The organism is Pseudomonas sp. BIGb0381, assembly GCF_024809815.1.
GTDB lineage: Bacteria > Pseudomonadota > Gammaproteobacteria > Pseudomonadales > Pseudomonadaceae > Aquipseudomonas.
The window spans coordinates 122,476-148,183 of sequence record NZ_JANUEN010000011.1 but is presented as its reverse complement, the minus strand read 5'-3'; the positions used below and the strand labels follow the sequence as shown (position 1 = coordinate 148,183).

At 61.0% G+C, this 25,708-nt stretch carries 25 protein-coding genes; 12 read left to right on the top strand and 13 right to left on the bottom strand.

Translation table 11 applies throughout. From position 1 onward, the window contains the following. Window positions 1–30: 30 nt before the first annotated feature. Both M2397_RS25170 and M2397_RS25165 read right to left on the bottom strand, forming a co-directional pair. Complete coding sequence (locus tag M2397_RS25170) at window positions 31–1,044, bottom strand: AI-2E family transporter (RefSeq protein WP_131696738.1); 1,014 nt, start codon at window positions 1,042–1,044, stop codon at window positions 31–33. A gap of 176 nt (window positions 1,045–1,220) precedes the next feature. Continuing rightward, the gene (locus tag M2397_RS25165; protein WP_131696739.1) at window positions 1,221–1,520 is read right to left on the bottom strand and encodes a PsiF family protein; all 300 of its coding nucleotides are present in this window, start codon (window positions 1,518–1,520) and stop codon (window positions 1,221–1,223) included. 119 nt (window positions 1,521–1,639) lie between these two features. Here M2397_RS25165 and M2397_RS25160 point away from each other — a divergent pair, with 119 nt between their 5' ends. Further along, entirely contained in the window at window positions 1,640–2,518 is an 879-nt protein-coding gene (locus M2397_RS25160) for a DMT family transporter (protein ID WP_131696740.1), read from the top strand. Here M2397_RS25160 and M2397_RS25155 read toward each other — a convergent pair. After that, on the bottom strand, window positions 2,515–3,405 hold the full coding sequence (locus M2397_RS25155; RefSeq protein WP_184745386.1) for a triacylglycerol lipase: 891 nt from the start codon (window positions 3,403–3,405) through the stop codon (window positions 2,515–2,517). The genes M2397_RS25160 and M2397_RS25155 overlap by 4 nt on opposite strands. A 176-nt stretch (window positions 3,406–3,581) precedes the next feature. Here M2397_RS25155 and M2397_RS25150 point away from each other — a divergent pair, with 176 nt between their 5' ends. After that, window positions 3,582–4,112, top strand: coding sequence for a bacterioferritin (locus tag M2397_RS25150; protein WP_027607715.1), 531 nt, complete (start codon window positions 3,582–3,584; stop codon window positions 4,110–4,112). 129 nt (window positions 4,113–4,241) lie between these two features. Here M2397_RS25150 and M2397_RS25145 read toward each other — a convergent pair whose 3' ends face one another. Beyond that, the gene (locus tag M2397_RS25145; protein WP_259244684.1) at window positions 4,242–6,311 is read right to left on the bottom strand and encodes an AsmA family protein; all 2,070 of its coding nucleotides are present in this window, start codon (window positions 6,309–6,311) and stop codon (window positions 4,242–4,244) included. A gap of 359 nt (window positions 6,312–6,670) precedes the next feature. Here M2397_RS25145 and M2397_RS25140 point away from each other — a divergent pair, with 359 nt between their 5' ends. Continuing rightward, window positions 6,671–7,042 carry a hypothetical protein gene (locus tag M2397_RS25140; RefSeq protein WP_131696743.1) on the top strand — a complete coding sequence of 124 codons (372 nt, stop codon included), beginning with the start codon at window positions 6,671–6,673 and terminating at the stop codon, window positions 7,040–7,042. A gap of 162 nt (window positions 7,043–7,204) precedes the next feature. After that, window positions 7,205–7,837, top strand: coding sequence for a TetR family transcriptional regulator (locus M2397_RS25135; protein WP_065900186.1), 633 nt, complete (start codon window positions 7,205–7,207; stop codon window positions 7,835–7,837). Window positions 7,838–7,841: 4 nt separating this feature from the next. On the opposite strand, the gene M2397_RS25130 is transcribed toward M2397_RS25135, so the two are convergent. Next, window positions 7,842–8,339 carry a C40 family peptidase gene (locus tag M2397_RS25130; RefSeq protein WP_131696744.1) on the bottom strand — a complete coding sequence of 166 codons (498 nt, stop codon included), beginning with the start codon at window positions 8,337–8,339 and terminating at the stop codon, window positions 7,842–7,844. A gap of 276 nt (window positions 8,340–8,615) precedes the next feature. On the opposite strand from M2397_RS25130, the gene ureE reads away from it, so the two are divergent. The 5 genes from ureE to M2397_RS25105 all read left to right on the top strand — a co-directional run bounded on the left by ureE (window position 8,616) and on the right by M2397_RS25105 (window position 12,281). Continuing rightward, window positions 8,616–9,116 carry an urease accessory protein UreE gene (gene ureE, locus M2397_RS25125; protein ID WP_065947138.1) on the top strand — a complete coding sequence of 167 codons (501 nt, stop codon included), beginning with the start codon at window positions 8,616–8,618 and terminating at the stop codon, window positions 9,114–9,116. Then, on the top strand, window positions 9,113–9,787 hold the full coding sequence (locus tag M2397_RS25120; protein ID WP_259244682.1) for an urease accessory protein UreF: 675 nt from the start codon (window positions 9,113–9,115) through the stop codon (window positions 9,785–9,787). Before ureE ends, M2397_RS25120 begins: the two co-directional genes overlap by 4 nt. Window positions 9,788–9,824: 37 nt before the next feature. Beyond that, on the top strand, window positions 9,825–10,439 hold the full coding sequence (gene ureG / locus M2397_RS25115) for an urease accessory protein UreG (protein ID WP_012721947.1): 615 nt from the start codon (window positions 9,825–9,827) through the stop codon (window positions 10,437–10,439). Window positions 10,440–10,461: 22 nt separating this feature from the next. Further along, window positions 10,462–11,034, top strand: coding sequence for a HupE/UreJ family protein (locus M2397_RS25110; protein ID WP_131696746.1), 573 nt, complete (start codon window positions 10,462–10,464; stop codon window positions 11,032–11,034). Window positions 11,035–11,159: 125 nt separating this feature from the next. Beyond that, a complete protein-coding gene (locus M2397_RS25105; RefSeq protein ID WP_131696747.1) occupies window positions 11,160–12,281 on the top strand; it encodes an AGE family epimerase/isomerase in 1,122 nt (373 codons plus the stop codon). 140 nt (window positions 12,282–12,421) lie between these two features. On the opposite strand, the gene M2397_RS25100 is transcribed toward M2397_RS25105, so the two are convergent. The 8 genes from M2397_RS25100 to M2397_RS25065 form a co-directional block, all read right to left on the bottom strand. Next, complete coding sequence (locus M2397_RS25100) at window positions 12,422–13,186, bottom strand: SDR family oxidoreductase (protein ID WP_053134501.1); 765 nt, start codon at window positions 13,184–13,186, stop codon at window positions 12,422–12,424. A gap of 727 nt (window positions 13,187–13,913) precedes the next feature. Beyond that, window positions 13,914–14,630, bottom strand: a complete 717-nt coding sequence (locus M2397_RS25095) for an ABC transporter ATP-binding protein (protein ID WP_025857339.1) — start codon at window positions 14,628–14,630, stop codon at window positions 13,914–13,916. Further along, a complete protein-coding gene (locus M2397_RS25090; RefSeq protein ID WP_053134493.1) occupies window positions 14,627–15,502 on the bottom strand; it encodes an ABC transporter ATP-binding protein in 876 nt (291 codons plus the stop codon). Before M2397_RS25090 ends, M2397_RS25095 begins: the two co-directional genes overlap by 4 nt. Further along, on the bottom strand, window positions 15,499–16,776 hold the full coding sequence (livM, locus tag M2397_RS25085) for a high-affinity branched-chain amino acid ABC transporter permease LivM (protein ID WP_145336029.1): 1,278 nt from the start codon (window positions 16,774–16,776) through the stop codon (window positions 15,499–15,501). The genes M2397_RS25090 and livM overlap by 4 nt, the downstream gene beginning before the upstream one ends. 2 nt (window positions 16,777–16,778) lie before the next feature. Continuing rightward, window positions 16,779–17,693, bottom strand: coding sequence for an ABC transporter permease subunit (locus M2397_RS25080; protein WP_003188099.1), 915 nt, complete (start codon window positions 17,691–17,693; stop codon window positions 16,779–16,781). A 183-nt stretch (window positions 17,694–17,876) separates the two neighbouring features. Continuing rightward, on the bottom strand, window positions 17,877–19,013 hold the full coding sequence (locus tag M2397_RS25075) for a branched-chain amino acid ABC transporter substrate-binding protein (RefSeq protein WP_027607701.1): 1,137 nt from the start codon (window positions 19,011–19,013) through the stop codon (window positions 17,877–17,879). Window positions 19,014–19,387: 374 nt separating this feature from the next. Next, complete coding sequence (locus M2397_RS25070; protein ID WP_145336027.1) at window positions 19,388–20,671, bottom strand: FAD-binding oxidoreductase; 1,284 nt, start codon at window positions 20,669–20,671, stop codon at window positions 19,388–19,390. A gap of 177 nt (window positions 20,672–20,848) precedes the next feature. Further along, window positions 20,849–22,339, bottom strand: a complete 1,491-nt coding sequence (locus tag M2397_RS25065) for an aldehyde dehydrogenase family protein (protein ID WP_259244681.1) — start codon at window positions 22,337–22,339, stop codon at window positions 20,849–20,851. A gap of 153 nt (window positions 22,340–22,492) precedes the next feature. Here M2397_RS25065 and M2397_RS25060 point away from each other — a divergent pair, with 153 nt between their 5' ends. The 3 genes from M2397_RS25060 (at window position 22,493) to nadE (ending at window position 25,636) form a co-directional block, all read left to right on the top strand. Beyond that, entirely contained in the window at window positions 22,493–23,383 is an 891-nt protein-coding gene (locus M2397_RS25060; protein WP_131696752.1) for a LysR family transcriptional regulator, read from the top strand. Window positions 23,384–23,590: 207 nt separating this feature from the next. Continuing rightward, window positions 23,591–24,805 (top strand): nicotinate phosphoribosyltransferase, encoded by a 1,215-nt coding sequence (pncB, locus tag M2397_RS25055; protein WP_116627318.1) that lies wholly within the window; start codon window positions 23,591–23,593, stop codon window positions 24,803–24,805. A 3-nt stretch (window positions 24,806–24,808) separates the two neighbouring features. Continuing rightward, the gene (gene nadE, locus M2397_RS25050) at window positions 24,809–25,636 is read left to right on the top strand and encodes an ammonia-dependent NAD(+) synthetase (protein ID WP_131696753.1); all 828 of its coding nucleotides are present in this window, start codon (window positions 24,809–24,811) and stop codon (window positions 25,634–25,636) included. The last annotated feature ends 72 nt before the right edge of the window (window positions 25,637–25,708 follow it).

The following is a 25,708-nucleotide window of genomic DNA, read 5'->3' as shown; positions in this document are numbered from 1 at the left end:
CCGATGGGGCCCGCCCAGGCAACACACGCCTTAAACCATCCCGCCGAGCTTCAGCTCACTCTTCAGATACGCATAGTAAATCGGCCCCGCCACCACCCCCGGCAAACCAAACGCGGCTTCAAACACCAGCATCGCCAGAAGCAATTCCCACGACTTGGCACTGATCTGCCCGCCGACGATGCGCGCGTTGAGGAAGTACTCGACCTTGTGGATCACGATCAAATACCCCAGCGCCGCCACCGCCACCCAGATCGACAGCGACAGCGCGACGATGGTGATCAGGGTGTTGGACATCAGGTTGCCAATCACCGGCAGCAGGCCGAGCAGGAAGGTCAGCACGATCAGGGTTTTGGTCAGCGGCAGGTGAATGCCGCACAACGGCAATACCACGGCGAGGAACACGGCGGTAAAGACGGTGTTGAGCGCGGCGATCTTGATCTGTGCAAAAACGATGTTGCGAAACGCCTGGACCAGCAGGTGCAGGCGGTCGAACAGCGCGGCGGCCAAAGGCTTGCGCTTGGTCAGATCCGGCACGCGCTGCAGGGCGATGATCGCGCCAAGCACCATGCCGATCAGCAGGGTGACGAACATGTGGGCGGCGTCTTTGCCGACCAGTTGCAGTTCGCTCAGGTGCTTGCTCAGCCAGTCGCCGATGGCCACGCGGAATTCGGCGGCGCTGGCGGGCAGGTAGGCATCGAGGAACGGCGGCAGCTGGCCGCGTGCCCGGTCGACCACACCCATGAACTTGTCGAGGGAGGCCCCGGGGTTTTCCGCTTCGTGGAGCAGGAAGCTGATGGCTCCGGCGAAGATCAGGGTCAGCACGCTGACGATCAGGGTGCCGAGCAAGGCCACCGCCAACCAGCGCGCGCGGCGCCCTTCGATCAACCGTTGCAGTTGGGGGGTGAGCATGTTGACCAGTTCATAGACCAACAGGCCGGCCAACAGGCTGGGCAGCAATTTCAGCGGCAATACCAGCAGCAACCCGCCGAAAATGATGATGTAGCTGGCCAGCAACAACACATGACGCTGAGAAAACGTTGGCATACAGCCTCAAAACGAACGGCATTAAAGGATGTGTGGGAGCGAGCTTGCTCGCGAAGGTCGCCAACGATAACGCGTTTATTCTGAATAAACGCGGGGTAATTGTGTTCTTCGCGAGCAAGCTCGCTCCTACAGGTGGGCTGTGTGCGAGTGTCGCAGCCTTCTAGGGCCCGGGGCTATCAATTCTTCAGGCAGGTGCTCATGAACGTCTTGCGCGCATCGCCGGTCAGCGCCTTGGTTTTCGCCGACGCATTGCAATCCTTCATCTTCTGCTGCTGCGGCGTGAGCGTCTTCGCATCATTGGCCGCCGGAGCCGACAGGCAGGTTTTCATGAATGCCTTGCGCTCGTCGCCCTTGAGCGTCTTGGTGGTGGCTTCGGCATTGCAGGTGGTCATCTTGTTTTGCTGCGCGGTGGCGGCAAAGCCTTGGGAACAGAGCAGCAGGCCTAACATCATCAACGGAACACGCAACATCTTCATGAAGTTTTCTCCCTGTTACCGCGCCGAGGAGCGCAGCCTTCCGAGAGTGTAGCCAAATCCTGTTACACATTCCCGCGAAGAGAGGATAATCCCCGCTCATTCCTCTGTACGGCGATGTCATGCAATACGCGTATCCCTTGCTGGCCATTTTTATCTGGGCCGGCAACACCGTGGTCAACAAACTGGCCGTGGGTTCGATTTTCCCCGCTGAAATCGGCTTTTACCGCTGGTTGCTGGCAGCACTGCTGTTTACACCGTTCATGCTCAAACCGGTCATCGCCAACTGGCCGCTGATCCGCCCGAACCTGGGCAAGATCTGCATCCTCGGCGTGCTGGGCATGGCGGTGTACCAGAGCCTGGCGTACTACGCCGCTTCGCTGACCAGCGCCACCAACATGGGCATCATCCTGTCGTTGATGCCGTTGATGGCCCTGACGGCGGCCATCATCAGCCTGGGCCAGCGCCTGACGTTTGGTGCGCTGACGGGTGCGGTGCTGTCGTTCGCCGGGGTTGTGGTGGTGGTGTCGGCCGGCAGCCTCGGCGCGTTGCTGCAGCACGGCGTGAACCTGGGCGACGCAATGATGCTGGTCGCGACCCTGGCGTATGCGGTCTACAGCACCCTGCTGAAAAAATGGCAACTGCGCTTGCCGCCGCTGGTGCTTCTGTATTTACAGGTGCTGGTGGCAGTGGTGGTGCTGTTTCCGCTGTTTCTGTTTTCGGCAAAAGCCGGCCTGGGCTGGGCGAATATTCCACTGGTGCTTTATGCGTGCTTGCTGGCTTCGATGCTCGCGCCGCTGGCGTGGATGCATTCGGTGAAGACCCTGGGACCAAGCCGCACAACGCTGTTTTTCAACCTGCTGCCGTTGATCACCGCGTTGATTGCCGCCGTGGTGTTGAAGGAAGAGTTGGCGCTGTATCACCTGGTGGGGGGCTTGCTGACCTTGGGCGGGGTGATTTTGTCCGAGCGCTGGACCACACCGGTGCGCCGCCAGGCTTAAACCCCGGCGGCCTTCAGGCGCTGGGCATGCTCGACGAACAACCGGATCGGCTCGGCGCCCTTGCCTACCAGGCCCATGGACTGGTTGACGATATCGAAGTGGTCCAGGGCGTAGTCATCGCCGATCACCCGCCCCAGGTGCGAGCTGCAGCGCCCGACCATGCCGTCGCACTGGCCCTTCTCGCGCACGAAGCTGCGTGCGAACACTCGGCAACTGCGATTCGTCCCGTCCAGCAGGTTGCGCCCGCGATCGGTCTTGCCCGGTTGCAAGGTGCCGGACCATGAGTAGTAGCGCACGCCATTGACCACCTCCGCCCCGTGCCCGCCCCAGGTGTGCGGCAGCCCTTGGGGATACTCGCGGTTGAACAGCGCCACGCCTGCACTGGTCAGGGAGTGGTGGGACGCCTGCAAGTCCGCCTTGAAGCGCGGGCCGCGATAGCCGGTTTCCAGCAGGCTCATCACCGCTGCAACCAGATGAAACAGCGCGCTCATGAGCCGCCCCTTCACGCTGTCGGCCGGATAATGCGCGTGGATATGGTCCGCCAGTTCCGAGCCGTGATTGGGCCCGGCCACCGACGTCACCGATGCTACCCACTCCGGGTGCATGGCCGCCGCATAACGGGCGGTCAGCGCGCCCTGGCTATGGCCGATCAGGTTGACCTTGTCGGCGCCGGTCTCAAGGCGAATCCGCTCGATCTGCGCCAGCAACTGCTCGCCACGCACCTCGCTGGAATCCAGCGGCGCCACCTGGATGGGAAACACCTGCGCCCCACCCGCCCGCAGTGCCGGGACAATGCCGTACCAGTAAGGGAAGAACCCCAGGCGCACGAACCCCAGCATGCCAGGCACCAGCACCAAGGGGTAACGCGTGGCTAACAACTGCGACATGTAGCGAACGCCCTGGATCAAGAAAGGATGATGGCAGGCTAGCGCAACTCCAGCGACGCGCTGATGACACGCCGGGCAAATCCAATAAAACTTTTTGCTGCGCCCGTGACTCACAACTGGGAGCGATCACGCCGACAGAGCGTGGCGTAAAACCGGATTAGCCCCAGGAGATTGAGATGACTGAAGCAAACTTGACTGACGTTGCGACCCTGCGCAGCCGCGCCCGCCAAAACGTCGAAAACGGTGCCGTGACCGAGGGCTATGACGCCGACCGCGAAGAGATTATCCGCCTGCTCAACGGCTCCCTGGCCACTGAGCTGGTGTGTGTGCTGCGCTACAAGCGCCACTACTTCATGGCCAGCGGCGTTAAAGCTGCCGTCGCCGCGCAGGAGTTCCTCGAACACGCCACCCAGGAAGCCGAGCACGCCGACAAACTCGCCGAACGCATCGTGCAGTTAGGCGGCGAGCCGGAGTTCAACCCGGACCTGCTGTCGAAAAACTCCCACGCCCAATACGTGGCCGGTAACAGCTTGAAGGAAATGGTCTACGAAGACCTGGTGGCCGAGCGGATCGCGGTGGACAGCTACCGTGAAATCATCCAGTACATCGGTGATAAGGATCCAACCACGCGTCGTCTGTTTGAAGAGATCCTGGCTCAGGAAGAAGAGCATGCGGACGATATGGCGGATATTCTCGAAAGCCTGTAAGCCGCGCAATTCAAAAAAATGTGGGAGGGGGCTTGCTCCCGATGACGGAGTGTCAGCCACCGGATGCAGTGGCTGAAACGACGCATCGGGGGCAAGCCCCCTCCCACATTTGGGTTTGTGTTCTGTCCGCTAGCCTTTCACCGTCTTCGGTGCCTTGCCCTCCTTCATCTGCTGCAACAACGGTGCACACTGGTTCGGCGCATCGGCGCTTGGTGCCACCAGCGCCAACAGACCCGCTGCCGGGCCGGCGATCACACCCAGAGCCACCATACCCGCGCCACGCAGAGCCAGGGGGATGGCTTTTACACCCGCATTGGGTTTGATGAACGGGCCGTTGACGTACAACGGCGAACGCAGGGAAAACAGGCGGAAGCCCTTGGACTCGGGGGTGATGGTCAGGTCGAGCTGTTCGGTGGCCATGTTGGCGGTGCCATCGATATAGATGATCGCGTTCTCGGTATCGAACACAAACAACCGTGTGGTTGCCAGGCCGGTCTTGATCCCGAAGTCCGCCGCCGCGCAGTTGATCTTCACTTCCTTGTCGCCAAACAGGCGGCCCACCACATAGTTGCCCACGTTGAGCCCGGCAATTTCCATCAGGCCACGGCTGATGGCGCCGTCGTTGATCAACATCTTCAGGTCACCGTTGGAGGTGCCCAACAGCGCCGCGACGGAGTTACCGCGCCCGGAAATATCGGCATCACCGTTGAGTTCACCAAAGCTGGTTTTCATCGGTTCGAAGGTCGGGAACAACTGCTTGAGCTTGAAGTTGCGCGCAGTGAATTTGGCGCGGCCTTCCATCGGCGTGGTGCGGCCGTTCAAGCGGATCTGCGCATCCAGCTTGCCGCCGGCGACGCCGAATCGCAGCGGTTCCAGGCTCAGTTCGCCGTCGTTGAGCACCAAGTGGGTGTACAGGTCGTTGAAGGGCAATTCGGCACTGTGCACGATGCGTTTGCCGGTGAATTCCACATCGGCATCCATATCGCGCCAGCGCTCGGTGCGGAACTCCTCCACCGGCAGCACCTTGGTCGCCGGCTGTTTGCTCTCACCGCCACGCGCTTTTTGCTTGGCGTTGGAGTCGGCACCGATCAGGGGGGCAAGGTCGGTCATCAGCAATTGGTTGGACACCAACGCACCGCTGAGCTTGGGACGTGGCTGGCTGGCGACATAGGCGAGGTTGCCGTGAATATCGCTGTTGCCGATCTTGCCGTTGAAGTTTTCGTAGCTGAATGACGCGCCGCTGGCCTCGTGCACTTTGGCGATCAAGTGGCCGTCAGTGGAGTAGGCCGGTGAATCCGGCAAGGTGACGCCGGTCAGCGGGTAGAGGTTACCCAGGCTGCTGCCGGACAGTTTCAGGCGCAGGTCCAGGGCGCCGAGGTTCAACGGGTCGGTCAAGGTGCCTGCCAGCGCGATGCTGGTATCGGCAATCTTGACCTGGGCTTGCAGCGGAAACGGCTTGGCCGCGTCCTGCAAGGCCAGCAGGCCACCGATCTTGCCGCTGCCGTCGAGCTTCTGCCCGTGGTACTGGCCTTTGACCTTGAGGGCGAACGCATAGTCCTGGGGCGCGGAGCCTTTTTCCAAGGACTTCCTGGCATCGGCGTCACCGACGATTTCGCCGAACGGGATCGGCTTGCCCAGGGGGTCGATGATCACGTCCAACTGAGTCTTGAGGGTCTGGTCGTCGAGGGTCACGTGGCCCTTGTCGAAACCAATGGCGCCGATGTCCACCACCCAGTTGGAAGGTTCGGCGTCGGGGTCCTTGGGATCGAACTTGAACATCCAGTTGGCGCGCCCATCGGCCAGGCGCTGCAACTCGGCACTGGGCTCGGTGAGGTCGATACGCGGGATCACCACGCGCTGCACCAGCAACGCCAGCGGCGAAATACGCAGCTCGACCTTTTTCAGCGTGACCATCTGCGGTTTTTTCGACCAGTCGGGGTTGCCCAGGGTCAGGTCCTCGGCAATCACATGGGGCCACGGCACCCAGGCGCGCCAGCCGCCTTCATCGGGCTCACGTGCCCACACCACCGCCAGGTTGCCGTTAATGGCAAACGGACGATGCAGCTCTTCGGAGACTTTGGCATTGAGCGGGGGCTTGATGCGGTTCCAGTCGAAGAACACCAGGACCAGCACCACCACAGCGATTAACACAACGAAGCTGGCGCAGCTCCAAGTGACGATTTTACGAGTGCGCGTCATTGCACAGGACTCCTGAATACGACTGGCCGGGTTACAGCCATTAAGACAGCTTATAAAACTACGACTGGCAAACCGACCGGGGGTTTAACCCGATCACCGATTTAACCGCAAAAAGCCATTTACCTGACCAACCAGACACATTCTGGCCATCAACGACGCACCATTGTTACCCAGGTTCGTGTCGAAAATACCCACCACGGTGCAAAACCGCGTGCTTGAGAGGCTTGTTCTAGAGCCTCCGCCGGGAACAATCAATTCTGTTGATTATTACCATTGCGTTTATGAACTTTTATATCGACTTATCGAGAGTAGCATTAGCCCCGTACCCACTTTATCGCCCTCCCAAGGAGCAACCCATCATGAAACGCCAAGTACTCGCTACCGTCCTGTTATCCATCCTGGCTTCCAGCGCATTTGCGCTGCCTGCCGCCGAACAGGTTACCCCACAAGTCAAAGCCGACGCCGTTCACTTCAACCAGACCCTGGCCCGCAGCGGTTCGCAAGAAGACGAGAACCGTGACTACGCCAAAGGCGCTGTTGCTGAAAACGGTTCGGAACAAGCCAACAAACGCGCCTACACCGAAGGCCTGACCGAAAACGGCCGTAACCGCCTGGAACAGAAAGGTTTGGTTGAAGGTGGCGCGGAACAAGCCAACGAACGTGCCTACACTGAAGGTGTCGCCGAAGGTGGTGCTGATCGCCTGCAAGAACTGCATCAAGCTCAGAGCTGACCCCGTGGTGGCCCACAAAAAAGCCCGATCTACCGACCGGGCTTTTGACTTTTTGTAGAGCCTGTCACGCAACCTCCTCATCTATCCCCCGCCAAGTTCGACGTCAACGAAGCTGTTTTGCTAGAGTGCGTCGCTGTACTCGCCGACAAAGCCCGCCTGCCCATGCTGCCCCGCGCCGAACAGAAGCAACAGACCCGCCTCGCCCTGATGGACGCTGCCCGCCATCTGATGGAGTGTGGTCGTGGGTTTGGCAGCCTGAGCCTGCGTGAAGTGGCCAAGACCGCAGGCATTGTCCCCACCGGTTTCTATCGCCACTTTGCCGATATGGACCAACTTGGACTTGTATTGGTGAGTGAGGTGGGCCAGACCTTTCGCGCCACCATTCGCCTGGTGCGCCACAACGAATTCGTGATGGGCGGCATTATCGATGCCTCAGTGCGGATTTTTCTCGATGTGGTCTCGGCCAACCGCTCGCAATTCCTGTTCCTGGCCCGTGAGCAATACGGCGGTTGCCTGGCGGTGCGCCAAGCCATCGGAGCCCTGCGTGAAGACATCACCCGCGACCTGGCGGCAGACCTGACGCTGATGCCCAAACTGCAGCACCTGGATGCCGAAGGTTTGCACGTGATGGCGGACCTGATCGTCAAGAGCGTGTTTGCCACCCTCCCCGACATCATCGACCCGCCTGCCCAGGCGTTGCCTGCCCACCTCACGCCCCAGGCGAAAATCACCCAGCAACTGCGCTTTATCTTTATCGGCCTCAAACACTGGCAAGGCCTGGGCAGCACCGAATAAGCCGTCAACCCGCCGTGTGAAAACGCTTGGCGGTGGTGTAGTGCTTGTTCCAATAGCTGTTGCTCAGTGAATCGATGCGGATGCTTTTGCCGGTGCGCGGTGAATGAATGAATTTACCCTCGCCGATATACAGGCCGACATGGCTGACCTGGCCGCGCCCATTGCCTTTGAAAAACACCGCATCCCCTGGTTTTAAAGCCGTGCGTTGGATGGTCGGGGCCGTTGATCGGTGCATCGCCACCGTGGTGCGCGGTATCTGGATATTGGCTTGGGTCTTGAACAGGTAAACCAGGAAGCTGCTGCAATCGAACCCCTGCTCTGCTGAAGAACCACCCCACTTGTAGGGGGTGCCCAGCAGTTCGTGGGCGCGGTCGATCACATCATTGATAGGGGCCTCCTTAACCGAAACGGTGAAGGTTGAACGTGGCTGCAAATTGGCCGAGGCCGATGAAATGGCCAAAGACAGGCTGACAATAACCAAGCAAAAAAATGACTTGAACATGATGAACGTCGCAGTGGATTAAACACGGCGCATAGCCTAAAGACACGGCACGTAATGTTTTGAACGCCGATTCCTGATCACGCGTAGGACAAATCCGAAAACGCCCGAGACCAGTGCGCACAACAGCAAATCGCACCATTTTGGCCCACTCAAAAACCCTTCCCACGCCCCGTTTAGTAGCACCGTCTTGCCTGCCTACAGGCAATTCCTACGCTTGACCGGGTTGGCAAGCCCCTTGCTGTAGCACTTCCATCGCTCATAGCTGGAAGCTTCCTGATGCTGGTGATCCACCGCCGAATCGCCCCCCAAGCCCTCTGGGCCGCTGAGCTGCTGCTGAATTTCGAAGCACGCAGCAAGAGCCGCCTGCGCTGTTTCAGTGCCGACGGTGAAGACGTCGGCCTGTTTCTGGAGCGCGGCCAGCCGCCGTTGCACGATGGCGAATTCCTACAAGCCGAAGACGGACGTGTCGTACGCGTGTGCGCACGCCCTGAACACCTGCTGCACGTCACCTGCAGCAACGCCTTTGAACTGACCCGCGCCGCCTACCACCTCGGCAACCGCCATGTGGCCTTGCAAGTGGGGGATGGCTGGTTGCGCCTGCTCGACGACTACGTGCTCAAGGCCATGCTTGAGCAACTGGGCGCCCACACCGAAACCATCGAAGCGCCGTTCCAACCGGAACACGGCGCCTACGGCGGTGGCCACCATCACTCCCGTCATGGCGATGAAGATTTCAACTACCCGCCCAAGCTGCATCAGTTCGGCGTGCGTCTATGAACCCAGCCTGGGCGCTGTTGCGTCTGGCCAGTCCGCAATTGCCGATTGGCGGCTACAGCTATTCCCAAGGTTTGGAAATGGCCGTGGAGAACGGCCGCGTCAACGATGCCGCCAGCGCTCGCCGCTGGATCAGCGACCAATTGCTGCTCAACCTTGCGCGCTTCGAAGCCCCGTTGTTGCTCGCCCACTGTCGCGCCGCCGCAGAGCAGGACTGGCCAGCGTTGGCACAGCTGTGCGAAGCGCATCAAGCCAGCCGCGAAACCCGGGAGCTGTATCAGGAAAGTCGGCAGATGGGTTATTCCCTGCAGCAGTTGCTCAATGGCCTGCCGGAACTGGACAGCGACGCCCACAGCTTCCTGGAGCAACGCAGCGAACCGCACTTGGCCTTGGGCTGGGCCCTGGCCGCGCGCGCCTGGACGATCAGCGCCGACGACGCCCTCGCCGCCTGGCTCTGGAGCTGGCTGGAAAACCAATTGGCCGTGCTGATGAAAACCCTGCCCCTGGGCCAACAAGCCGCGCAACGCCTCACCAGCGAGCTGCTGCCCCTGCTGCAACAAGCCCAGCAGGACGCCGCCTGCATCGACCCCCACCATTTCGGCAGCGCCGCCTTCGGCCTGTCCCTGGCGAGCATGGCCCACGAGCGCCAGTACAGCCGCCTGTTCCGTTCCTAGGGCTTTAAATTTTGGGCCTTTTATTTTGGAGAATCAGATGAACACACAACCCCTGCGCGTCGGTATCGGCGGCCCGGTCGGCTCCGGCAAGACCGCCCTGACCCTGGCCCTGTGCCTCGCGCTGCGCGATCGCTACAACCTGGCGGTGGTCACCAACGACATCTACACCCGCGAAGACGCCGACTTCCTGGTGCGCAACCAGGCCCTGGCGCCGGAGCGCATCATCGGCGTGGAAACCGGCGGCTGCCCACACACGGCGATTCGCGAGGACGCCTCGATCAATCTGGAAGCGGTGGACCAACTCAACCGTCGCTTTCCCGGCCTGGACCTGATCCTGGTGGAATCCGGTGGCGACAATCTGTCGGCCACCTTCAGCCCGGAGCTGTCGGACCTGACCATCTATGTGATCGATGTGTCCGCCGGCGACAAGCTGCCGCGCAAAGGCGGGCCGGGTATCTGCAAATCCGACCTGCTGGTGATCAACAAGATCGACCTGGCGCCGCTGGTCGGCGCCTCGCTGGAGCTGATGAACAGCGACACCCAGCGCATGCGCAACGGCAAGCCTTTCGTGTTCAGCAACCAGAAAACCGGGGTAGGCCTGGAAGAAATCGTCGCCTTTATCGAACGCCAAGGCCTGCTGACCGCCGCCTGATCAACCCATAAGGAACCTGTTTATGAACCTCAACAAACTCCTCGCAGCCGCCGCCCTGCTGCTCACGCCCGCCCTGGCCTTCGCTCATCCTGGCCACGGCGACAACGGCCTGGTGGCCGGTATCAGCCACCCGCTGGGCGGCCTCGACCACCTGCTGGCCATGGTTGCGGTGGGTCTGTGGGCCGCTCAGCAAAAAGGTGCCGCGCGCTGGGCCCTGCCGTGCACCTTTGTCGGCACCATGCTGATCGGCGGCATCCTCGGTTTTGAAGGTCTGCAATTGCCCGCGCTGGAAAGCGGGATTGCCGCCTCGGTGCTGGCCCTGGGCCTGGCGGTGGCACTGGCGGTGCGTCCGCCGTTGTTCATGGCCATGGGTGCGACGGCGTTGTTTGCGCTGTTCCATGGTGTGGCCCATGGCTTGGAGTTGCCGGAGATGTCGAGCCCTTGGGCGTATGCCGCAGGGTTTGTCGGCGCCACCGCTGCACTGCACGCTGCCGGGTATGCGCTGGTGCGCTGGCTGCCGGCTGCGGCGGCACCGTTGGTGCGGATTGCCGGAGCGGCTTCGGCGGCGACTGGGGTGTGGTTGCTCGCCAGCTAACAGTCGCAAGCTACAAGCTGCAAGTAAACGCCGAACCGCTCTTACTTGCAGCTTGCCGCTCACAACTTAACGCTGCCCCTCTGCTACCATGCGCGCCTACACCCCTGCCGTGACGACGCCAGCCGATGCCCATCGCTCCAAGCTCCGCCCCTCAGCCTTCATTGAATGCCGTGCTCACGCACTTCCACACCCTGATCGTGCCGCTCTGGCAGGGCCCGGGCTGGAATGCCGAATTGGCGTTGCCCTATGAGGCGCTGGACGCCGATCACCGCCCACTGCCCCCGCAACGCTATCGCGCCATGGCCTGCGCGCGGCAGTTGTACCTGTTTGCCAGCCTGATCGGCGAGCCAGGCGCGGCCTTCGCTGAAGCGCGCGCGGCCGTGCTGTTCCGCTCCCTGCAACGGCATTTCCACGATGCGGAACACGGCGGCTGGTTCTACAGCATCGACCCCGCCGGCCAGCCGCTGGACAAGCGCAAAGACCTCTACACCCACGCCTTCATCATCTTTGCCTGCGCCCATTACTGGGCCAAGGTGCGTGAGCCGCTGGTGGAATCGGTGCTCAACGCCGCCCTGGAAGTAGTCGCCCAGCGCTTCGCCACCGAGGATGGCCTGTACGAGGCGGTGCTGGAACGCAACTGGTCGTCCCTCCAGTCCGGCCCGCTGCAAAACCCGTTGATGCACCTGGCCGAAGCGTTCCTCGCTACCCTCGCGGTGCGCGAGGATGCCCCTGTGCAAGCAGCCCTGCTGGCCTTGGCGACGGCCATGCAGCAGCGTTTCATCGACCGCCAGCACGGCGTGATGATGGAAAAACCGCTGGGCGCTGTGGATAACTGGTTTGAGCCGGGGCACCAGTTCGAGTGGTTCTTTTTGCTCGAATCCTCGCCCGTGCTGCGCGGCACGCCGCTGCATGCGTCACTGACGCGGGCGTTTGCCTACGCAGAGCACAAGGGTGTGGATAACGCGTCCGGAGCGGTCAGCGGCATGTTGGCACTCGACGGCAGCGTGCGCGACGGCACCCAGCGTATCTGGGCCCAGGCGGAATACCTGCGGGCACTGACCTTGCGGCCTGGCAGTGAGGCGGTGCTGCAGCGCCAATTGCTCGCGCTGCAACAGCATTTCCTGCATGAAAAAGGCTGGCATGAATGCCTGGATGCCAAGGGTGCGGTGAGCCGGCGGGATATGCCTTCTACCACCCCCTATCATTTGGCAACCTGCTACCAGGGGCTGATCCAGCATCTTGGGTGACCTGCAGGGCCTCATCGGGAGCAAGCCCCCTCCCACATTTGACCGTATTCACAAATTTGAATGTGTGAACACGACCCAATGTGGGAGGGGCGGTGCGACGATTCGACTTGCTCCCGATGGCAGCAACTCGGTCTAAAGCCTTACTTGGCCCCACGCTCAATCGCAAACCCAGCCCAGGTCTGGCTCACCGGCATCAGCTCCAGGCGGTTGATGTTGACGTGTGCCGGGGTGTTCAGCACCCAGAAGATGGTGTCGGCGATGTCCTGCGGCTGGATCGGCTCGGCGCCGGCGTAGGTGGCGTCGTAGCGCGCCTGGTCACCGCCGAAGCGCACCAGGGAGAACTCGCTTTCGCACAGGCCCGGCTCGATGTTGGTCACACGTACGCCGGTGCCTTGCAGGTCGCAGCGCAGGTTCAGGGAGAACTGCTTCACGAACGCTTTGGAACCGCCATACACATGGCTGCCCGGGTACGGGTAGCTGCCAGCGATGGAGCCCAGGTTGATGATCCCGGCACCACGGCCGTGGGCGATCAGGCGCGGCAGCAGCAGGCTGGTGGTGGTCAGCAGGCCTTTGATGTTGGTGTCGACCATGGTTTCCCAATCGTCAAGGTCGCACTTGGGCGCAGGGTCGGTGCCCACGGCCAGGCCGGCGTTGTTGATCAGCCCGCGCAAGGTGGCGAACGATGGCGGCAGGTTGGCGATCGCGTCTTCCATGCCTTTGCGATCCCGTACGTCGACCACCAGGCCGTGCACTTCGGTCTGCTTGGAAAGCTCTTCGACCAAGGCATTCAAACGCTCGGCACGACGACCGGTGAGCACCAGTTTCCAGCCGGCTTCGGCAAACCGACGGGCGCAGGCTTCGCCGAAACCTGAAGTAGCGCCAGTAATAAACAGCGTGTTGGACATGGTGTTCTCCTTGCGGGCATCGGGAAAAAAATCAGCCAGCAGAATGCCCTTACGCTGCGGTTGCGGCAACCGCTATGCACATAACGTCGCGCACACCTGATCACTTTTTAACCATAGTTATAAAAGCCTTATAAACCGTGGCTTGCAGCCATATGCGCGCAGGTTATCCACAGCTGCGCCCACAGTCTTTGGGGGCAAGTGCAAAACGCTTCAGGCCGCTGTGTACAAGGCTTTCAGGCAGTTTTAGAAAGTTTTTTGCTTGACCTGGACACAGGCGTATGTAGGCCTACGGGCAGCGGGGGAAAACGAACGATGGCTCCAGGCCAGTCATTCCGGCCTCTGCGGCCGTCTTTCCAGAGTTTAATCACAGACTTATCCACAGGCTGGCGGGACATATTTCAGTCATATACCTGTGTCTTTAAACAGGTTGACAAACCCCTCGATCGGCCGCGAAAAAGCCACTGATCAAAAAACAACCACACAGCTGAAAGCCACGGTTTTAAAGGCGTTCAGCCAGCTACTCCCACGTTACCCACAGCCGGTTCCACAGTGGATGGGGACAAGTCAAAACTGTGACAAAACAGGGATTTGCGGCGGCTATATGTCGCGCTTTGGAGGGGGGCTGGATTTGTTTTCCACAATTTGGGATCGCCCCTTGCAGGCGACACAAAACAAATGTGGGAGGGGGCTTGCCTCCTCCCACAGGGGTACTGCGTTGTTATTTAGATCAGTGGCCACCGAGGTAGGCGTTGCGCACTTCCTCGTTCACTAAAAGCTCCTTGCCGGTGCCGGTAAGGCGAATCTCACCGTTGACCATCACATACGCCCGGTCCGACAACCGCAGCGCGTGGTTGGCGTTCTGCTCCACCAGGAAGATGGTCATCCCGGTGGAGGCCAGCTCGCGCAGGGTGGAAAAGATCTGCTTCACCACAATCGGCGCCAGGCCCAGGCTCGGTTCGTCCAGCAGCAACAGCTTGGGCCGGCTCATCAGCGCGCGGGCGATGGCAAGCATTTGCTGCTCGCCACCGGACATGGTCATGGCCCGCTGGTTACGCCGTTCCTTGAGCCGTGGGAACAGCTCGAACATGCGTTGCATGTCTTCCTGGGCGAACTTATCGCCAATCGGGATGGTACCCATCAGCAGGTTTTCCTCGACGGTCATGTCAGGGAACACCCGCCGCCCTTCCGGCGACTGCGCAATGCCGTTGGAAGCAATGTAGTGGGACGACTTGTGGGTAATGTCGACGCCGTTGTAGATGATCTGCCCCGACTCGGCCCGTGGCTGGCCGAAGATCGACATCAGCAGCGTGGATTTACCCGCGCCGTTGGAGCCGATCAAGCTGACGGTTTCGCCTTCGTTGATGTGCAGCGAGACTTTTTTCAGGGCCTGGATCGGGCCGTAGAACACGTCCAGGTCCTTCATTTCGAGGATAGGCGCACTCATACCAGCTCCTCTTCGTCTGCGCCCAGGTAGGCGGCAATCACTTTGGGGTCGTTGCGGATCGCTTCCGGCCCGCCTTCGGCGATTACGTTGCCGTGGTCCAGCACCACAATGTGGTCGGAAATACTCATCACCATGCCCATATCGTGTTCGATCAGCACCACCGTAAGGTCATGTTCGTCGCGCAGCAGGCGAATCATCGCGCTGAGGGCTTCGGTTTCCTGGGGGTTGAGGCCCGCTGCGGGCTCGTCCAGGCAGATGATCTGCGGCCGGGTGCACATGGCGCGGGCGATTTCCAGGCGGCGCTGCTGGCCGTAGGAAAGCTCACCGGCCAGGCGGTTGGCGCAGTCCACCAGGTCCACCACTTCGAGCCAGTAGAACGCGTGGTCGAGGGCATCGCTTTCGGCCTTGCGGTAGCCCTTGGTGTTGAGGATGCCCGCGAGCATGTTGCGGTTGACCCACATGTGCTGGGCCACCAGCAGGTTTTCCAGCACCGACATTTCCTTGAACAGGCGAATGTTCTGGAAGGTCCGCGCCAGGCCGGCGCGGTTAACCAGGTGGGTGCCGCCGAACATCTTGTAGTAGACGCGACTGAAGAAGCTCTTCGGCGACACGAAGTCGACGGCCTTGAAGCGCTCGCCGAGCAGTTGGATCACGTTGGTCTGCTTGCCACGGATATTGAGTTCGATCTTGCCGCCGCTGGCTTTGTAAAAGCCGGTGAGGCAGTTGAACACGGTGGTCTTGCCCGCGCCGTTGGGGCCGATCAGGGCGAAGATCGAGTTGCGTTCGACCTTGAGGCTCACATCGCTCAGGGCCTTGATGCCACCGAAGTGCATCATCAGGTGTTCCACAGAGAGGACGACTTCCTTGCTCATGGCGCCACTCCTTTACGTGGGGTCACACCGGTACGGCTGATCCGGATCAGGCCGCGCGGTCGCCAGATCATCATCACCACCATCAACACGCCAAACAGCAGCACGCGGTATTCGCTGAAGCTGCGCAGCAGTTCAGGGGCGACGGTCAATACGAACGCCGCGATCACCACGCCGACCGTCGAGCCCATGCCGCCCAACACCACGATGGCCAGGATCAGCGCCGATTCGAAGAAGGTGAACGACGACGGGTTGACGAAGCCCTGGTAACTGGCAAAGAACACCCCGGCCAAACCGGCCGTGGACGCGCCAATGGTGAAGGCCGAGAGCTTGACCAGCACGTGGTTCAGGCCCATGGAGCGGCAGGCGATCTCATCTTCGCGCAAGGCTTCCCAGGCGCGGCCGACCGGCATGCGGGTCAGGCGGTGCTTGATGTACAGCACGGCCAGCACCACCAGGAACAGCACGATGTAGATGAACACGAACTTGATGGTGGGGTTGTAATCGATGCCGAAGAACTCGTGGAACGGAATCCCGCCCTCCTTTGCCCTGCGCCCGAACTCCAGGCCCAGGAAGGTCGGCGAAGGCACCGGCATACCGTTCGGGCCGCCGGTGAACGACAGCCAGTTGTTGAGGACCAGGCGAATGATTTCACCGAAGCCCAGGGTCACGATGGCCAGGTAGTCACCGTGCATTCGCAACACCGGGAAGCCGAGTATGCACCCCGCCAGCGCCGCCGCGATGGCTGCCAGCGGCAACACGCTCCAGAAGCCCAGGCCGAGGTATTGATAACCCAGCGCCAGGCCGTAGGCACCGATGGCGTAGAACGCCACGTAACCCAGGTCGAGCAGCCCGGCCAGGCCGACCACGATGTTCAGGCCCAGGCCCAGCAACACGTAGATCAGCCCGAGGATCACCACGGTCAGCAGGTACTTGTTGGCGAAGATCGGGAACACGATGGCGATCACGATCAGCGCCGGGATGATCCAGCGCAGCCGCGACTTGTAGTCCGGTGGCAGTACATGAACGCCGGAGCCGCTCCTTTCGAAGCCTTGCAGAACCTTCAGGCCCTTGGGGGTTTGCAGGAACAGGCTGAGGGCAAAGCGCCCGGCCATCACGATGGCGACCAACGTGGCCACGCGCGCAGGTTCCAGGTTGAAGCTGTAGCCGTCGAGGACCACGCCGACGATCGGACCGAACACGATCAGCGAAATAAGGCCGGCGAGGACCGTATCGACCACACTTTTCTTGATATCGATGGGTTTGGCAGCAGACATGTTTACACCTTCGCCACAAGTGGGCGACCAAGCAGGCCCTGAGGACGGAAAATCAGAATCACCACCAGCAGGGAGAAACTGAACACGTCTTTGTAGTCAGAGTTGATCAACCCTGAGAACAACGACTCGGAAATACCCAGGATGATCCCGCCCAGCATCGCCCCTGGCAGGGAGCCGATGCCGCCGAGTACCGCTGCGGTAAACGCCTTGATGCCGATGATGAAGCCGGCATAGAAGTCGAACGTGCCGTAATTGAGAGTGATCAGCACGCCGGCCAGGGCCGCCATGGCAGCACCGATGACAAATACGTAGGAAATGACGCGGTCGGTGTTGATCCCCAGGATCGAAGCCATCTTGCGGTCTTGCTGGGTAGCGCGGCACATGCGGCCGAGCTTGGTGTACTTGATGATGTAGGTGAGCAAGGCCATGCCGGCGAATGCCGCGACCAGGATGAACACTTTGGTGTACGTAAGCTGCACGAAGCCTGTGCCGATATCGACACGCCAGGCCCCGGCCAGCAGGGTTGGAATACCTTGTTGCTTGGCGCCCTGGGCGATCTGCGCGTAGTTCTGCAGGATCAGGGAAATCCCGATGGCGCTGATCAGCGGAGCCAGTCGGGTGGAGTTGCGCAGCGGTTTGTAGGCGACCCGTTCGATAACCCAACCGTACACGCCGGTGACGACTACGGTGAAGATCAGGGTGCCGAGAATGAGCAGCGGGAAGGATTCGATGCCGAAGTAAGCCAGCAGTGCCAGACTGATCGCCGCGAGGTAAGCGGAAATCATATAAACCTCGCCGTGGGCGAAGTTGATCATGCCAATGATGCCATAGACCATTGTGTAGCCGATGGCGATCAGGCCATAGACCGACCCGAGGGTCAGGCCGTTGACCAGTTGCTGCAGGAAAATACCATCCATAACGCAATCTCACGCGGTGAGCACCTGCACACCAATCGGTGTGCGGCGCTTCTGGAGGAAAAGACAGATCTCAATAACAACACTGTCCCAATGCGGGAGGGGGCTTGCCCCCGATAGCGGTGTGTCAGTCAACAATTGTCCATCTGACCCACCGCATCGGGAGCAAGCCCCCTCCCACTTGGATTACTTCTGCTTTTCCAGCTGGTGGTATTTGCCGTCTTTATCCCACTGGTAAACCACGTAGTCGGAGACTTTCAGGTCGCCCTTCGCGTCCCAGGTCTTCTCGCCCATCACGGTTTTGACCGGGTGCGCTTTCAGCCATTTGGCCGCGTCTTCGCCCTTGTTGGACTTGGCGCCATTGAAGCCGGCGGCCAGGGCCTGCAGCGAAGCGTAGGCGTACAGGGTGTAGCCCTCAGGCTCGTAGCCAGCCTTGCGGAACTCTTCCACGACGGCCTTGCTGTCAGGCAGCAGGCGCGGGTCGGCACCAAAGGTCATGTAGACGCCATCGACGTATTGCGCGCCGCCAGCGGTGGCCACCAGTTCATCAGTCACCACGCCGTCATCGGACATGAACTTGACGTCTTTCAGGCCGGCTTCACGAATCTGGCGAACCAATGGACCGGCTTCCGGGTGCAGGCCGCCGAAGTACACGACGTCGGCGCCCAGGGAGCGGATTTTGGTGACCAGGGCACTGAAGTCTTTCTCGCCACGGGTCAGGCCTTCTTCCAGCACTGGCTTGACGCCGCGCTTGGTCAACTGGGCAGCGGTGGCGTCGGCCAGGCCTTTGCCGTAGGTGTCCTTGTCGTTGATGACGGCGACTTTCTTGCCCTTGAGCACATCGACGATGTAATCGCCGGCGACGATGCCTTGCTGGTCATCACGGCCGCACATACGGAACATGGCGCCCAGGCCGCGCTCGGTGACCTGTGGGTTGGTAGAGCCTGGGGTGATCGCAATGATGCCCGCTTCGTCGTAGACCTCGGAGGCCGGGATGGTGTTCGACGAGCAGAAGTGCCCGACCACGCCAATCACTTTGTCCTGGTCCGCCAGGCGGTTGGCCACGGCCACGGCCTGTTTCGGCTCACAGGCATCATCGCCTGCCACCAGCACAACTTTCTCGCCGTTGATGCCGCCGGCCTTGTTGATCACCTCGGCTGCCGCCTGGGCACCCTTCATGTACTGCTCACCGAACGACGCGTTGGCGCCGGTCATCGGCCCCGCAACGCCAATCTTCACATCAGCTTGAACAAACGTAGAAACACCCAGCGCCGCTGCAACGGCGAGGGCCAGAAAACCTTTCTTGTAAAACGTCTGGGACATGAGTGGTGCTCCGATATTTTTGATTTTTGGCACTACAACTTGCGTTCAAACTTTTCACTGAAAGCCCAGAGCAAGCCTCGTGCCATTACGTTTTTATTCTTCAAAAAGACACGGTGTCATTGTTATTACAGGCCTTTCGGCTCCGCTCGCCAGGACGTGCAACCCTCTGGCATCAATAGGTGCAACCCATTGACCGAAAAAGTACAACCCTGACGGGTCGCACCTGCAACCAAAGCAATAAACGACAGTTCCTACAGCTGTAACAGGCTGCGTAACGGAACTGCACATTTACAGTGCGCGATTGCTACGACCTGCACCAATACAGATTAGTAGCCGGCTAAGAAAATGCAGGCTTCTGAGCGGTATTTCGGTGATCAGATCACGATCCTCAGGCATTGCCCGGCGTGATACAGCGAAAATCCGGCTTCATACAGGCAGCTGCGCAGGCCCACCCCGGCCAGCGGTTGCATGGGTGCAAACGGAATCGGCAACGCCTGGGGATTCTGGTGACACAAATAGTCGGCAAACGCCTTGCCGACCACGCTGCCGGTGGTCACGCCGCGCCCGTTATAGCCCGTTACTGCCACCAGGCCGGGGGCGGGCTCGAAGAGGCGCATCAGGTGATCGGGGGTGAAGGCGATGCAGCCGGTCCAGGTGAACTCCCATTGCACCGATTTGAGGTACGGGAAGTAATGCTGTTGCACCCGATCGGCCCAGGCCTTGAGAAACCACGCCGGTTTCTGGTTGCCGTTGCCCAGGCTGCCGAGCAACAGGCGGCCATCGGCATCGCGGCGGATGCTGCTCAATACCTGGCGCGTATCCCATGAGCCTTGGCCGCCGGGCAGAATCTGCTCGGCGGCGGCGTCGGTCAGCGGCGCGGAGGCGACCTGGTAATAGTAGCCAGGGAAAAAATTGCGTCGCAGCTCGGTCCACTCACCTTCGGTGTAGGCGTTGGAGGCGATGACCACTTGTGCAGCCTGCACCGAACCGCTGGTGGTCTGAACTGACCAGCTCGCACCTTGGCGCTCCAACCGGGTGACCGGCGAATGGTCGAACAACTGCCCGCCGAGCCCCACGGCAGCATTCGCCAGGCCACTGGTGTAGGCCATCGGGTTCAAGGTGCCGGCACGCCGGTCCAGCAAGGCGGCGGCGATTTTTTTTGTGCCGGTGGCTTGCTCGCAGGCCTGGCCGGTGAGCAATTCCACCGGCGCGCCACGGCGCTTCCATTGTTCTTCACGACTGCGCAAATCCGCCTCGCCACGGGCGTTATGCGCCATGTGCAAGGTGCCCTCGCGGCGCAATTGGCAATCGATGGTGTATTTGTCGATCAGGCTGAACACCAGCGACGGTGCCGCGCCGAGCATGCGGTTGAGCTGGCTGCCCACCGCTTCGCCGAAACCGGCTTCGATCTCGTCCGGGGGGATCCACAGGCCGGCATTCACCAACCCGACGTTGCGCCCCGAACCACCGTGACCGGTGCGATGAGCCTCCAGCACGGCGACGCTTTTACCCTGTTCCAGCAAGTGAATGGCGGCCGACAATCCGGTGATGCCGGCGCCGATCACACACACATCCACTTTGACCTCGCCCGCCAGCGCCGCACGCTCCGGTCGGCCGGGGGTTAGGTGTTCCCACAAACATGTTTCGCGCAATGCCATTGCCAGACTCCGATGAGACCTAACAAACATCTAAATTCAGTTTTGACTTGGTAATCCAATCAACTGTGGGAGCGGGCTTGCTCGCGAAAGCGGTGGATCAGTCAACAGATATACAGCTGATCCATCGCATTCGCGAGCAAGCCCGCTCCCACATTTTTTCCGCGTTCCGGCAGGTATTTAGTCGAAGGTAATACCCTGCGCCAGCGGCAATTCCAGCGAGTAGTTCACGGTGTTGGTCTGGCGGCGCATATACCCGCGCCATGCATCCGAACCTGACTCACGACCGCCACCGGTCTCTTTCTCTCCGCCAAACGCGCCGCCAATCTCCGCGCCGCTAGGGCCGATGTTGACGTTGGCGATCCCGCAGTCACTGCCCACTGCCGACATGAATTGCTCGGCCTCGCGCACGTCAGTGGTGAAGATGCACGACGACAGGCCTTGGGGCACGGCGTTGTTCAGGCGCAGGGCTTCGGCAAAGTCCTTGTAGCCGACGACATACAGAATCGGTGCGAAGGTTTCGGTGCACACCACATCGCTCTGCTCAGGCATTTCCACGATGGCCGGCGATACGTAGTAGGCGTTGGGGAACGTGTCTTCCTGTTGGCGCTTGCCGCCGAACACCTTGCCGCCTTCGCTCAAGGCCTGCTCCAGGGCGTCCTGCATGTTGTCGAAGCCATGCTTGTCGATCAGCGGGCCGATCAGGTTGCCTTCCAGCGGGTGGCCGATGCGCACTTTGGAATAGGCGGCCTTGAGGCGGGTGACGATTTCTTCCTTGACCGACTCGTGGGCGATCAGCCGACGCAGGGTGGTGCAACGCTGGCCGGCGGTGCCGACGGCGCTGAACAGGATGGCGCGTACGGCCATGTCCAGGTCGGCGCTCGGGCCGAGGATCATGGCGTTGTTGCCGCCCAGTTCGAGGATGCTGCGGGCAAACCGCGCGGCAACTTTCGGCGCCACTTCGCGGCCCATGCGGGTGCTGCCGGTGGCACTGATCAGCGCCACGCGGGGGTCATCCACCAGCGCAGCACCGGCATCGCGGCCGCCGATGATCACCTGGCTCAAGTACTCGGGGGCGTCCTTGAAGTTCTTCAGCACGCGCGCGAACAACGCCTGGCAGGCCAGGGCGGTGAGCGGGGTCTTTTCCGAAGGTTTCCAGATCACCGCGTTGCCGCATACCAGCGCCAGCGTGGTGTTCCACGCCCACACGGCCACCGGGAAGTTGAAGGCGCTGATCACCCCGACCACGCCCAGCGGGTGCCAGGTTTCACGCATGTGGTGGCCTGGGCGCTCGGAGGCGATGGTCAAGCCGTACAACTGGCGGGACAAACCCACGGCGAAATCGCAGATGTCGATCATTTCCTGCACTTCACCCAGGCCTTCCTGGGTGATCTTGCCGGCTTCCCAGGACACCAGCTCGCCCAGATCGGCCTTGTATTCGCGCAGTACATCGCCGAACTGGCGCACCAACTCGCCGCGACGCGGTGCCGGCACGTTGCGCCAGGCCTCGAATGCATGCTCGGCGCGACTGACCTGTTGCTCCACCTCGGCGGCACCTTCCCAGTGCACACTGCCGATACGGCTGCCATCAATCGGCGAATGCACGGGTTGTTTACCCGCCTGGTACAGCGCCGGGTTTACCCCGAGACGATCAAGCAATGCGGCAACCATGGGTCACTCCTTTAATCTTCGAACAAAAAATCGCACCGCGGCACGCACGGCGATCCAGGCCTTATTTGTAGCTGGCCCAAGACTTGCCAACAAACGACGATTAGGCGAGATATCATTCCGTTTATTCATGCAAAGAATAAAAAGAGGCGTGCCGTGCTGAACAGAAGACATTTGCCCTCGATCACCGCCCTGCAGTGTTTCGAGGCCGCCACCCGCCACTTGAGCTTTACCCGCGCCGCCGAGGAGCTGAACCTCACGCAAAGCGCAGTGAGCAAACAGGTCGCGCAGCTGGAAGAACTGCTCCAGCACCTGCTGTTCCGCCGCGTACGCCGCCGCTTGCAGATGACCCCGGCGGGCGACCTGTACCTGGTGGAAGTGCGCAAGATCCTCACGCAGGTGGAGATGTCGACCCACTACCTGCGCTCCTACGGCGGCGAGACCGAAGTGTTGCGCGTGTCCACGCCCTACACCTTTGGCGCGCGCTGGCTGGTACCGCGCCTCAAGGGCTGGCGCCTGCGCCACCCGCAGATCCACCTGGACCTGTGCAACGAACAGGAGCCGGACGAACTGCTGCAAGGCAAGGCCGACATGGCCTTCTACTTCGGCCAGGGCTCGCGCCCCGGCACCGAGAGCCTGAAACTGTTCAGCGAAGAGCTGGTGCCGGTGTGCGCCCCGGAAAGCCTGCCGGCGCAGCCGTTCACCGACCCCACGCAACTGAGCGACCTGGTGCTGCTGCAAAACGCCTCGCGCCCCCAGGGCTGGCATGACTGGTTTGCCGATCAGGGGTATCACACCGAGCACAGCTACCACGGCCCGCGTTTCGACACCTTTTATATGTGCATTCGTGCGGCGCAGGTGGGCTGTGGCGTGGCGCTGCTGCCGCGCTTCCTGGTGGAAGAGGAACTGGCCGACGGCAAGCTGGTGATCCCCTGGCAGCATGCGATGCCGAGCCAGGACGCGTATTACCTGGCCTATCCCGAGCATTCGGCGGAAGTGCCCAAGGTGCGGGAGTTTGTGAAGTGGATGATGGAGCAGGTTCTTTAGTGCCTGGAATACCGCTATCGGGAGCAAGCCCCCTCCCACATTTGAAACACATTCCACGTGTGGGAGGGGGCTTGCTCCCGATGAGGCCAGTGGTCTAACCGAAAAAAATCACTGGCAAAACCCTACAGGTCTATGCGCCACTAGCCCCCTTCCTTAATTGTGCGTAAAGGCCGGCGCCCATCGCCGACCCGTCTGGAGATTCCCGTTATGAGCGAGAGTGTGTTTGCCGATCGCATCGTGCAGAACCTGCTCGACACCGACTTCTACAAGCTGACCATGATGCAGGCGGTGCTGCACAACTACCCCAACGTGGAAGTTGAATGGGAGTTTCGTTGCCGTAACAGCGAAGACCTGCGCCCGTACCTGGCGGAGATCCGCTACCAGATCGAGCGCCTTGCCGAGTTGAGCCTGAGCCCGGACCAACTGGGCTTCCTGGAACGCATCAGCTTTATGAAGCCGGATTTTTTGCGCTTCCTTGGACTGTTTCGTTTCAACCTGCGCTATGTGCAGACCGGCATCGAGAACGGCGAGCTGTTTATCCGCCTGCGCGGGCCGTGGCTGCATGTAATCCTCTTCGAAGTGCCGATGCTCGCGATCGTCAGCGAGGTGCGCAACCGCTACCGCTACCAGACCGTGATCCTCGAACAGGCACGCGAGCAGCTGTATCGCAAGTTCGACTGGCTGACCGCCAACGCCAGCAGCGAAGAGCTGTCCGAGCTGCAAGTGGCCGACTTCGGCACGCGCCGGCGCTTCTCGTACCGCGTGCAGGAAGAAGTGGTCAGCGTGCTCAAGCATGACTTCCCCGGGCGCTTCGTCGGCACCAGCAACGTGCACCTGGCCCGCGAATTCGATATGAAGCCGCTTGGCACCATGGCCCACGAATGGATCATGGCCCACCAGCAACTCGGCCCGCGCCTGATCGACAGCCAGATCGCCGCTCTCGACTGCTGGGTCCGCGAATACCGTGGCCTGCTCGGTATCGCCCTGACCGATTGCATCACCACCGACGCTTTCCTCGGCGACTTCGACTTGTACTTCGCCAAGCTGTTCGATGGCCTGCGCCATGACTCCGGCGACCCGGTACAGTGGGCGGAAAAAGCCATCGCCCACTACCATAAGTTGGGCATCGAGCCGATGAGCAAGACCCTGGTGTTCTCCGACAGCCTGTCGCTGCCCAAGGCCCTGGAAATATTCCGGGCGCTGCGTGGTCGCATTAATGTGAGCTTCGGCATCGGCACCAACCTGACCTGCGATATTCCAGGGGTGGAACCGATGAGCATCGTGCTTAAAATGACCGCCTGCAATGGCCAGCCCGTCGCGAAGATCTCCGATGAAGCGGGCAAGACCCACTGCACCGACCCGAATTTTGTCGCCTATTTGCGTCATGTTTTCAAAGTACCTGCCCTTTCCAGCAAGGAGTGAATCATGCAAGCCGTACAGCGTGAGATTGCGCAGCAGCTCAAGGTCCAAGCACCGTTCAAGGACCAGGCCGCCCTCGAGGCCGAAGTTGCCCGGCGCGTGGCGTTTATCCAGGACTGCCTGCGCAATTCCGGGCTCAAGACATTGGTGCTGGGCATCAGCGGCGGCGTCGACTCCCTGACCGCAGGCCTCCTGGCCCAACGTGCGATACAGGAACTGCGCGCCAGCACCGGCGACGAGGCCTACCGCTTTATCGCCGTACGCCTGCCCTACGAAACCCAGTTCGATGAAATCGATGCCCAGGCGTCGGTGGATTTTATCGACCCGGACGAGCGCCACACCGTGAACATCGGCCCGGCGGTGAAATCCCTGGCCAATGAAGTGGCGGCGTTTGAAGGCAAGGCAGCGGTGTCCCGCGACTTCGTGCTCGGCAACACCAAGGCGCGCATGCGCATGGTGGCGCAGTACACCATCGCCGGCGCGGCCAGCGGCCTGGTGATCGGCACCGACCATGCGGCGGAAGCGGTGATGGGCTTTTTCACCAAGTTCGGTGATGGCGCGTGCGACTTGGCACCGTTGAGCGGGCTGGTGAAAAATCAGGTACGCGCCATCGCGCGGTTCTTTGGAGCACCGGAGTCGTTGGTGGAGAAGGTGCCGACGGCCGACTTGGAAGACCTGTCGCCGGGCAAGCCGGATGAGGCGTCACATGGCGTGACCTATGCCGAGATCGATGCATTCCTGCACGGTGAGCCGGTGCGTGAGGAAGCGTTCCGGATTATTTGCGAGACGTACCGCAAGACAGAACACAAACGGGTGATGCCGTTTGCGCCGTGAGGTGGGCCAGATAGTGGTGTGTTGATTGGCAGGCAGTCATCGGGGGCAAGCCCCCGATGAACGATAACGCGG

Coding starts and splice junctions, on each gene's coding strand:
- M2397_RS25130 (WP_131696744.1), bottom strand. CDS start 8,339: ATGTTCAAGTCATTTTTTTGCTTGGTTATTGTCAGCCTGTCTTTGGCC.
- M2397_RS25105 (WP_131696747.1), top strand. CDS start 11,160: ATGCCCATCGCTCCAAGCTCCGCCCCTCAGCCTTCATTGAATGCCGTG.
- M2397_RS25150 (WP_027607715.1), top strand. CDS start 3,582: ATGACTGAAGCAAACTTGACTGACGTTGCGACCCTGCGCAGCCGCGCC.
- M2397_RS25160 (WP_131696740.1), top strand. CDS start 1,640: ATGCAATACGCGTATCCCTTGCTGGCCATTTTTATCTGGGCCGGCAAC.
- pncB (WP_116627318.1), top strand. CDS start 23,591: ATGAGCGAGAGTGTGTTTGCCGATCGCATCGTGCAGAACCTGCTCGAC.
- M2397_RS25080 (WP_003188099.1), bottom strand. CDS start 17,693: ATGGATGGTATTTTCCTGCAGCAACTGGTCAACGGCCTGACCCTCGGG.
- livM (WP_145336029.1), bottom strand. CDS start 16,776: ATGTCTGCTGCCAAACCCATCGATATCAAGAAAAGTGTGGTCGATACG.
- M2397_RS25100 (WP_053134501.1), bottom strand. CDS start 13,186: ATGTCCAACACGCTGTTTATTACTGGCGCTACTTCAGGTTTCGGCGAA.
- M2397_RS25140 (WP_131696743.1), top strand. CDS start 6,671: ATGAAACGCCAAGTACTCGCTACCGTCCTGTTATCCATCCTGGCTTCC.
- M2397_RS25090 (WP_053134493.1), bottom strand. CDS start 15,502: ATGAGCAAGGAAGTCGTCCTCTCTGTGGAACACCTGATGATGCACTTC.
- ureG (WP_012721947.1), top strand. CDS start 9,825: ATGAACACACAACCCCTGCGCGTCGGTATCGGCGGCCCGGTCGGCTCC.
- M2397_RS25135 (WP_065900186.1), top strand. CDS start 7,205: ATGCTGCCCCGCGCCGAACAGAAGCAACAGACCCGCCTCGCCCTGATG.
- M2397_RS25120 (WP_259244682.1), top strand. CDS start 9,113: ATGAACCCAGCCTGGGCGCTGTTGCGTCTGGCCAGTCCGCAATTGCCG.
- M2397_RS25110 (WP_131696746.1), top strand. CDS start 10,462: ATGAACCTCAACAAACTCCTCGCAGCCGCCGCCCTGCTGCTCACGCCC.
- M2397_RS25170 (WP_131696738.1), bottom strand. CDS start 1,044: ATGCCAACGTTTTCTCAGCGTCATGTGTTGTTGCTGGCCAGCTACATC.
- M2397_RS25155 (WP_184745386.1), bottom strand. CDS start 3,405: ATGTCGCAGTTGTTAGCCACGCGTTACCCCTTGGTGCTGGTGCCTGGC.
- M2397_RS25075 (WP_027607701.1), bottom strand. CDS start 19,013: ATGTCCCAGACGTTTTACAAGAAAGGTTTTCTGGCCCTCGCCGTTGCA.
- M2397_RS25165 (WP_131696739.1), bottom strand. CDS start 1,520: ATGAAGATGTTGCGTGTTCCGTTGATGATGTTAGGCCTGCTGCTCTGT.
- M2397_RS25070 (WP_145336027.1), bottom strand. CDS start 20,671: ATGGCATTGCGCGAAACATGTTTGTGGGAACACCTAACCCCCGGCCGA.
- M2397_RS25095 (WP_025857339.1), bottom strand. CDS start 14,630: ATGAGTGCGCCTATCCTCGAAATGAAGGACCTGGACGTGTTCTACGGC.
- nadE (WP_131696753.1), top strand. CDS start 24,809: ATGCAAGCCGTACAGCGTGAGATTGCGCAGCAGCTCAAGGTCCAAGCA.
- M2397_RS25065 (WP_259244681.1), bottom strand. CDS start 22,339: ATGGTTGCCGCATTGCTTGATCGTCTCGGGGTAAACCCGGCGCTGTAC.
- ureE (WP_065947138.1), top strand. CDS start 8,616: ATGCTGGTGATCCACCGCCGAATCGCCCCCCAAGCCCTCTGGGCCGCT.
- M2397_RS25145 (WP_259244684.1), bottom strand. CDS start 6,311: ATGACGCGCACTCGTAAAATCGTCACTTGGAGCTGCGCCAGCTTCGTT.